Origin of the sequence: Nostoc cf. edaphicum LEGE 07299 (assembly GCF_015207245.1) — a bacterium.
GTDB classification, from domain to species: domain Bacteria; phylum Cyanobacteriota; class Cyanobacteriia; order Cyanobacteriales; family Nostocaceae; genus Nostoc; species Nostoc edaphicum_B.
The window spans coordinates 1-5,664 of record NZ_JADEXF010000287.1; the positions used below are offsets into that span (position 1 = coordinate 1).

The 5,664-nt window shown below is 44.2% G+C and carries 6 protein-coding genes; 5 read left to right on the forward strand and 1 reads right to left on the reverse strand.

The genetic code is table 11. From position 1 onward, the window contains the following. Positions 1–983, reverse strand: a 983-nt coding sequence (locus IQ229_RS10660) for a LysR family transcriptional regulator (RefSeq protein ID WP_194043507.1), incomplete at its 3' end; no start/stop codon positions are given. A 215-nt stretch (positions 984–1,198) separates the two neighbouring features. Between IQ229_RS10660 and IQ229_RS10665 the strand changes: the two genes are divergently transcribed. The 5 genes from IQ229_RS10665 to IQ229_RS10685 all read left to right on the forward strand — a co-directional run. Beyond that, positions 1,199–1,915: an NnrU family protein gene (locus IQ229_RS10665; protein ID WP_194043508.1), complete on the forward strand. Its 717-nt coding sequence runs from the start codon at positions 1,199–1,201 to the stop codon at positions 1,913–1,915. Positions 1,916–2,506: 591 nt separating this feature from the next. Then, positions 2,507–2,893 carry a thioredoxin family protein gene (locus IQ229_RS10670; RefSeq protein WP_194043509.1) on the forward strand — a complete coding sequence of 129 codons (387 nt, stop codon included), beginning with the start codon at positions 2,507–2,509 and terminating at the stop codon, positions 2,891–2,893. A 211-nt stretch (positions 2,894–3,104) separates the two neighbouring features. Beyond that, positions 3,105–5,207 carry an NAD(P)H-quinone oxidoreductase subunit 5 gene (locus IQ229_RS10675; RefSeq protein WP_194043526.1) on the forward strand — a complete coding sequence of 701 codons (2,103 nt, stop codon included), beginning with the start codon at positions 3,105–3,107 and terminating at the stop codon, positions 5,205–5,207. Positions 5,208–5,326: 119 nt separating this feature from the next. Beyond that, a complete protein-coding gene (locus IQ229_RS10680) occupies positions 5,327–5,518 on the forward strand; it encodes a type II toxin-antitoxin system HicB family antitoxin (protein WP_118162850.1) in 192 nt (63 codons plus the stop codon). Next, on the forward strand, positions 5,515–5,664 hold a 150-nt coding region (locus IQ229_RS10685; protein WP_194043528.1), incomplete at its 3' end, for a type II toxin-antitoxin system HicA family toxin. The genes IQ229_RS10680 and IQ229_RS10685, both read left to right, overlap by 4 nt.

Below are 5,664 nucleotides of genomic sequence, written 5' to 3' on the forward strand. Positions count from 1 at the left end.
ACCTCCAATGTAGTTAACACTAGACTTTTTTGTGTTAATTTTAACACATCTTGATTCCATCCTGGGTTAGCAAACTGGGGCAAAATTTCTTGACTAAAGGCTTCGGCGGCTTTGGATCTATAGCGATTGGGATTACAAATCAGCCACAGGTTCCGTTTGACGACAACGCCTTCAATGGGAGTACGGTGCAAAACGCCCATTTGTAACTCTTTAGCGATCGCACTAGTTGAAACAAAGGCAGCCCCTAAACCAGATTGCACAGCATTTTTAATCGCTTCAATGGAATTCAATTCCATTTCAACTTTAAAACGTCTGGTATCGATTTCACAGCGTACTAGCACCTGGTCAATGACTTTGCGGATAGTCGATTGGGAATCTAGGGCAATGAATTGTAATTTATACAGGTCGTCTTTCTGGATTTTTTCAAGTTTGGTAAAGGGATGAAAGACAGGTAAAATCAGCGCTAGTTCATCCTCAGCGTAAGGAATCACTTCTAAAGATTCTGACAGTTCGCCAGGAATTTCACCGCCGATAATTGCCAGATCGACTTGTCCGTTAGCGACACTCCAAGCAGTCCGTCGGGTAGAGTGAACGTGTAATTGCACTGCCACATCTGGATATTTCTGTCGGAACATACCGATCATTCTGGGCAAAAGATAAGTGCCGGTGGTTTGAGAAGCACCGACAATCAAAGTGCCACCTTGGAGATTTTGTAAATCCTCGATGGCGCGGCAGGTTTCCTGACAGAGGCTGAGGATTTTTTCACCGTAGTTTAAGAGTAGATGCCCGGCTTCAGTTAATTGGGCGCGTCGCCCTCCACGATCGAATAAGGGGACATCGAGTTGCCGTTCGAGATTTTGGACTTGTAAACTAACGGCAGGCTGGGAGACGTAAAGACTATCAGCGGCACGCTTGAAGCTTCCTTCTTGGGCGATCGCTTTCAGGATACGTAACTGATCTAAAGTGAAAGGAAGGTCAGACATAAGGCTCAACCCACAAACTTTTAAAGGAGCAGATGCACGTAATAATAAATCCGGTTTGGCAGCAATCAGCCGGACATGATTTGTTGCATATTAAACTTGAAGTCTTAACTCGAAAAAGACAGTAGCACAACATCTTGACTAAAGTCCCCTTTTGAATACTTTGTGGTATTGGTTGTACTGAATTCAGTTTTCTTTAAATTACTTCACCTGTGTATATGCTGCTGATTTCTTGGTTGACACCCAGTCATTTTGTCATATTGGGGTTACAAATAGTTTTTGCGATCGCTCACAGTGGAGGCGCTGCTTTACGCCCTTGGGCAGAAAAATACATTGGGCCAAGGTTTTATCGCATTCTCTTTGCATTAGTCAGCCTACCGTTGGCTGTGATATTAATTATTTACTTTTTTGGACACCGTTATGATGGTTTGCAAATTTGGCAGGTACAAGGAGTGCCAGGAGTGCGAGAATTTGTTTGGCTGCTGTCAGCAATATCGTTTTTGTTTTTATATCCTGCTACCTTCAATCTACTAGAAATTGCTGCTATTCAAAAGCCCCAAGTTCATCTTTACGAAACAGGAATTATTCGGATTACCCGTCATCCCCAGATGGTAGGACAAATAATTTGGTGTGTTGCCCATACTCTCTGGCTGGGTACTACCTTTACCCTTGTGACTTCCATTGGATTGATATTGCATCACTTGTTTGGGGTTTGGCACGGGGATCGCCGTTTGAGCGATCGCTATGGGGAAGCTTTTGAAATTGCCAAACAGCGGACTTCAATTATTCCCTTTAAAGCAATTCTCGACGGGCGTCAATCTCTCAAATGGCAGGAATTTATTCGCCCTTCCTATTTGGGAGTTGCCATTTTTATAGCTTTGCTTTGGTGGTCGCACCCTCTGTTGATGGAAGCAACTAGTAGGATAGGATGGTAACTTTAGACGATCCCCAGTGTCAGCAGAAAATCCGAAATAGAGGGAAATTTCAGCTTATCAATTGCCCCAAATCAATGTAGGATAAATTAAAACATCTATTTCAGTGGAGGGTGCGTTCAGTCAGCTTGAGATTTTATATTGGCAGTCTTTGGTCAGTTGCCTTTCCTTGAAAGAAAGTGGCAGATTCAGTCAAATCCCCATGCAGTCAAGGCAATCAGGAGTTAAACATCCAAAAAAGCCAACGCGACTTCTAAGGTGGCTTTTCTGTCAGAGACACATTAACGCACTCAATTTTTGCCAATTCTTCTGTGTCCTGAATGTATCTATCGGCAGTTACTGACTTGCCAATCTTCCACTGAAGTAGTAGCTGAGTTCTGAGTCCTGAGTAAAAGCAAGCAACTTAGTATTCATTGCTTGGCAATTAGTCCCAATCCCCCCTTTACTCTAAAAGAAAAATAAACGAGTTCCTCATTCAATCCGCTAGTTTTAGTTATGGACTTCTACTCAGCAACCAGAACTCGGAACTCAGCACTACTCAATTCAGTACTGATAGCTAGTTTGATATAAAAACCTTATAATCCAAGAGGCGTCATGGTGTTGTCGGTTAGTGAGCGGACATTTACTCAAGAAGTTTTAGAATCTCCTATTCCTGTTTTAGTTAACTTTGAAGCACCTTGGTGTGGCTTGTGTCGAGTTATCCACCCGCTGTTGTTGCAATTTCAGTCCCAGTGCGGCGATGAAATTAAATTAGTCGGGGTTAACGCCGATCAAAATTTTAAATTGTCTACTACCTATAGGCTAAAATCACTACCCACTTTACTATTGATTGAAAATGGCACTATTCGCCATCGCTTGGAATGCTTTCGCGGTAGAGAAGATTTACGTCTAGCTTTAGAAGAGATTAAAGCCAGCTACAGCAATTACCCCAAAATCTACAAAAGTTCAAAAACAGTGGACTTAGAATGTCGATCGGCCTGATGGATATTGGGTATGGAGCATGGGGAATTGGGCATGGGGCATTGGACAAATGACCAATGACATATGACCAATGACCAATGACCAAATCTAAAACCATGCTTAATACCCCACCCAATCAGTCTTGGGTGGGTTATTTTATCCTAAAGGGTGTAGTCACAATTATTAACAGTTTCGACACGCTAATCAAGAATTCTAAAAGTAGGCGTCAGTGATGGAAGTAATCTATCAGTATGCCTGGCTGATTCCGGTGTTCCCTCTTTTTGGGGCAATGCTGGTCGGTCTAGGGTTAATCTCGTTGAATCAGGTGACAAACCGCCTCCGCCAGCTTAACGCTGTGGTGATTATCTCCATGATGGCAGCAGCTATGGGGCTGTCGTTTGCCTTGCTCTGGAGTCAAATTCAAGGACACCCGTCTTATATTCGCACCTTTGAGTGGGCGGCAGCAGGTAATTTCCACCTGAGCATGGGCTACACTATTGACCACCTGACAGCCCTAATGCTGGTGATTGTCACAACGGTAGCCTGCTTAGTCATGGTTTACACCGATGGCTACATGGCTCACGATCCCGGTTACGTGAGGTTTTACGCCTATCTCAGTTTGTTTGGCTCCTCAATGTTAGGTCTGGTGGTCAGCTCCAACCTAGTACAGATTTATATATTCTGGGAACTGGTCGGGATGTGTTCCTACTTGCTGGTCGGTTTTTGGTACGATCGCAAGTCAGCAGCAGATGCCGCTCAAAAAGCGTTTGTAACCAATAGGGTGGGCGACTTTGGTCTATTACTCGGCATTTTGGGGCTGTTCTGGGCAACAGGAAGCTTTGATTTTAATATCATGGGCGATCGCCTCGCCCAACTTGTCGAATCAGGTTCCATCAGCAATTTTCTTGCTGTCCTGTTTGCGATTTTAGTTTTCTTAGGCCCAGTAGCAAAATCAGCCCAATTCCCCCTCCACGTCTGGCTACCAGATGCAATGGAAGGCCCCACCCCCATTTCTGCCTTGATTCACGCGGCAACAATGGTGGCGGCTGGTGTTTTCCTGATTGCCCGGATGTACCCAGTATTTGAAGGCGTTCCAGTTGCAATGAATGTCATTGCCTTTACTGGAGCGTTTACGGCGTTTTTGGGGGCTAGCATTGCCATTACCCAAAACGACATCAAAAAGGGCTTGGCTTACTCTACCATTTCCCAACTTGGTTACATGGTGATGGCAATGGGAATAGGTTCCTACAGTGCTGGACTATTCCACCTCATGACCCACGCCTATTTCAAGGCGATGCTGTTCTTGGGTTCAGGTTCTGTAATTCACGGTATGGAAGGTGTCGTTGGACACGACCCCGCCTTAGCGCAAGAGATGCGCTTGATGGGTGGACTGCGAAAGTATATGCCTGTCACAGCAACCACCTTCTTAATTGGTTGCTTGGCAATTTCTGGTATTCCACCCTTTGCTGGTTTCTGGTCAAAAGATGAAATTTTGGGTAACGCTTTTGAGGCTAACCCATTTCTCTGGTTTATCGGCTGGCTAACTGCCGGGATTACAGCTTTCTATATGTTCAGAATGTATTTCATGACATTTGAAGGCAAATTCCGAGGTACTGACGAGAAAATCAAGGAAAAACTTAAAAAAGCTGCGGCCACAATTGTCCTGGAATTAGAGTCAGAAGAACCAGTCCCGAATTTCGGGCCTGGGGCGATGAAGAAAGGAGAATTGGCGGCAACTAGTCAGCATCATGATTCCCATGACTCCCACGGGCATCACAGCGACTCCCCCCACGAATCGCCGTGGACAATGACGCTGCCGTTGGCACTGTTGGCTGTGCCTTCGATTTTGATTGGTTTGGTGGGAACTCCCTACGCCAATTATTTTGAAGAGTTTATCTTTCCTCCTAGCGAAACTCTCTCCGAAGTTATAGAAAAGGCTTCCGAGTTCAATCCGACGGAATTCTACATCATGGCGGGTGCCTCAGTCGGAATTTCTTTGATTGCGATTACCCTGGCTTCGCTGATGTATTTGCGCCGTAAAATTGACCCAGGTGCGATCGCTGCTAAAATCCAACCACTTTACGAGTTATCCCTCAACAAGTGGTACTTTGATGACATTTACCATCGGGTTTTTGTTCTCGGATTGCGTCGTGTAGCCAGACAAGTTATGGAAGTTGACTTCCGCGTTGTCGATGGTGCTGTTAACCTCACAGGCTTTTTCACCCTTGTCAGTGGTGAAGGTCTGAAGTACCTAGAAAACGGTCGCGCTCAATTCTATGCCTTGATTGTGTTTGGGGCGGTTTTGGGCTTAGTGATTGTCTTTGGTGTTACCTGATTTTAATCGGGGTGGGCAAATGTCCGCCCCTAAGTTTTTTTTAAGAGTCTAATTTAGACTCTTTTTTTGGCGGATAGTTCAGTAATTCGATAGTTCAGAAAAAGGCAGTGAATAGGCACATGACAAAGAAGAAATACATTTACTGGCAAGATGATGATATGTGGTTAGGTTATCTCGAAGAATATCCTGACTATTGGACTCAGGGTGAAACTGAAGAGGAGTTAAGAGAAAATTTACTCGATATTTACAGTGAATTAACAAGTGGAAATATCCAAAATATTCGTAGAGTTGCAGAACTTGAAGTTTCATGAAACGAAGAGATTTAATCAGTAAGATTGAAGAAATGGGTTGTATCTTCGTTCGTCATGGTGGCAAACATGATTGGTATCAGAATCCAATAACAAAAATTTCTCAAGCTGTTCCCAGACATAGAGAAATCAAAGAGCAACTTGCAAAA